4 protein-coding genes and 1 pseudogene are annotated in these 2,499 nt (G+C 65.8%); 1 reads left to right on the plus strand and 4 read right to left on the minus strand.

Annotation, left to right across the window (positions count from 1 at the left end):
• The 4 genes from WAW17_RS31855 to WAW17_RS31870 all read right to left on the minus strand — a co-directional run.
• Nucleotides 1–174 (minus strand): response regulator (locus tag WAW17_RS31855; protein ID WP_422336826.1); only part of this gene is annotated, 174 nt, incomplete at its 3' end.
• Between the two features lie 40 nt (nucleotides 175–214).
• A complete protein-coding gene (locus WAW17_RS31860; protein WP_422336823.1) occupies nucleotides 215–772 on the minus strand; it encodes a PH domain-containing protein in 558 nt (185 codons plus the stop codon).
• Nucleotides 773–788: 16 nt separating this feature from the next.
• Nucleotides 789–1,352 carry an HdeD family acid-resistance protein gene (locus WAW17_RS31865; protein WP_422336824.1) on the minus strand — a complete coding sequence of 188 codons (564 nt, stop codon included), beginning with the start codon at nucleotides 1,350–1,352 and terminating at the stop codon, nucleotides 789–791.
• A 16-nt stretch (nucleotides 1,353–1,368) separates the two neighbouring features.
• Complete coding sequence (locus WAW17_RS31870; protein WP_422336825.1) at nucleotides 1,369–2,217, minus strand: biotin--[acetyl-CoA-carboxylase] ligase; 849 nt, start codon at nucleotides 2,215–2,217, stop codon at nucleotides 1,369–1,371.
• Between the two features lie 113 nt (nucleotides 2,218–2,330).
• Between WAW17_RS31870 and WAW17_RS31875 the strand changes: the two are divergent.
• A pseudogene (locus tag WAW17_RS31875) lies at nucleotides 2,331–2,499 on the plus strand (methylmalonyl-CoA carboxyltransferase); the annotation flags it as partial.

Here is a 2,499-nt window from a genome sequence, read left to right on the forward strand (position 1 = left end):
CATTCCGGGAAGCCCCAGATCGAGGATCAGCAGGTCGTACGCGCCCTCGAGGGCCTGCTGCAGCGCGGCCGGACCGGTCTGCTCGACGGTGACGTCGTAGCCCTCTCGGCCCAGCGCCCGCGACAGTGGCGCGGCAATGGCTTCGTCATCTTCAGCAAGCAGGACTGCGGTCACCTCCACAGCGTACGGAGGTGCGCCGAACCCTGTGTCCGGGTTACCAGCCTTTGGACGAATCCGGGTCGCCGCGCTGGTCTTCCCGCTCCCTGTCGCGGTGCAGATCCATGGCATCGAAAACTTGGTGGTACAAGAGGGAATGGACGCGCTGGACGTCCGGAATGTCGTCGAATTCGAGAGGGTCGTCGGACGACGACACGATGACGAGGGTTCCGGTGCGCAGCATTCGATCCAGCAGTCCGTGGCGGAACTGCACGTTGCTGATCCGCCCCATCGGTATGTCGATTCCAGTGTGCGTCATGACACCCTGCCGGATCAGCACCCGGCGGTCGGTGACGATGAAGTGCGTGAACTTCCAGCTGAGGAAGGGCGCCAGGCATCGCCAGACGACCACGGCGAGCCAGATCACCAGGATGGCGATCAGTACGACATCGACGGACGCGCCCTCCAGCGTGTTCTGGGCGAATCCCAACGCGAACCCGGCAACGGCTGTCGCCAGCAAGAACGTGATCGCCGGTAGCAGCAGCATCTTCCAATGTGGATGGCGGTGAAGTAAGAGTTCCTCATCCGCCGCGAGCGCATCCTCCGGATATCCCATGCGAAAGAGTGTGCACCTACCGCATGCGACTGAGCACGATCGGGGTGATGGCGATGATGATGCCGTACAGCACCATCCACACTCCGACGACGATCACGAAAACCTCGAGCGAGAGTTCCGGCTGCAGCAGCACGATGGCGCCGGCCACGACGCTGATCACACCGAGGACGATGTGCAGACCACGATCGGCGACCGCGCCCGAAGCACCCTCGACGATGTCGAGCACACCCCGGAACACCCACCACGCACCGATGACCAGCGCGATGATCACCACCGTCTGCAGCGGGCTCCGCAGAACAAGGAACCCGAGAAGTATTGCCAGGGCACCGGATACGCCGACGAGGGTCCGGGCCCCACCGCCCATTCCGACATCGGCGAAAGCCCGGATTATCTGGACGATCCCGAATCCGAAGAGCTGGATCGCGATCAGCACGGCCACCACGGTGAGCGTGACGTCCGGCCACACCAGCACGGCGACACCGAGACCCAGTGTGAGGAGGCCGAGCACCACGGTGAGCCCGGTCAGTGTGCGACGAGCGGCCGTAACTGTGTCGGCGGGCTCGGGGAATGAGGTACTCATGTACCAAAGGGTCCCACTATTCGGCTCCCACCGCGCGTAAATGCGTGATGTCACCGGCCGAAATCGCGACGCGGTCCGATCCGTCCTCCGGGGCGATCACCACGCGCCCCTGAGGATCGATGTCGGTAGCGATACCGACGAGTTCGCGACCCCCCGGGAGTTCCGCCCGCACCCGCTGCCCGATCGTGCTGCAGCGGGCCCGGTACGCGTCGGCGAGATCGGCCACGTCCCAGTTCGCGTCGTGCCACTGCTGCCAGCGTTCGGCGAGTGCGCGCAGGACCGCCCGCACGACGGTATCCCGATCGCTGACCTCTGCGTTCTCGAGTATCAGCGAGGTGGCATGGGGCACGGGGAGTTCGTCCCGCGTGAGGCTGACGTTGATTCCGATCCCCACGACCACGGCAGGATCGGGGGTGGTGGCGGCGACCTCCGCGAGAATGCCCGCCACCTTTCGGCCGCCGATCAGGACGTCGTTGGGCCACTTGAGCTCCGCTCGAACCTTCGCGGCGGAGCGCAGAGCGTCGACGACGGCGACGCCGGTCAGCAGGGGCAGCCAACCCATGTCGCGAGTACTCGATCCCGGCATGGTCAGGAGCGCGGAGACCGCGATCTGCGCCCGCGGAGGGCTCACCCATACCCGAGAGTGCCTGCCGCGGCCACTCCCCTGGAACTCCGCGAGAAGGACGTGCCGGTCGCAATTCGACTGCGCCGAGCGCGCGAGGAGATCGGCGTTCGTGGATCCGGTTTCCTGCACGACGTCCAGCGCTCTCCAGAAGGCTCGTGGGTCGGAATCGTCCTCGGAGCGCACGAGCGCCTTCCGCAGGGCGTCGGCGTCGAGCGGGGGCCGGTTCAAGTCAGTCCACATCTCCACAGCCTATGACGACGATGAAGACGTACTGGCCAGTAGCAAGACCGGCAGCCCGACACGGGCGCACCTCCCTTGGGGATCGACGTCCAGCCTCGTTAAGCTGACCTGTCATGACCACTGTTCAGGAGCCGAGCGCGCCGGAGTCGGCGAGTACGCCCGATATTCACACGACCGCGGGCAAGCTCGCCGACCTGCGGGAACGTCAGGCACAGGCACAGCACCCGAGCGGGGAAGCCGCCGTCGAGAGAGTCCACGCCAAGGGCAAGCTCACCGCCCGCG

The organism is Rhodococcus sp. (in: high G+C Gram-positive bacteria) (assembly GCF_049286785.1).
GTDB lineage: Bacteria > Actinomycetota > Actinomycetes > Mycobacteriales > Mycobacteriaceae > Rhodococcus_F.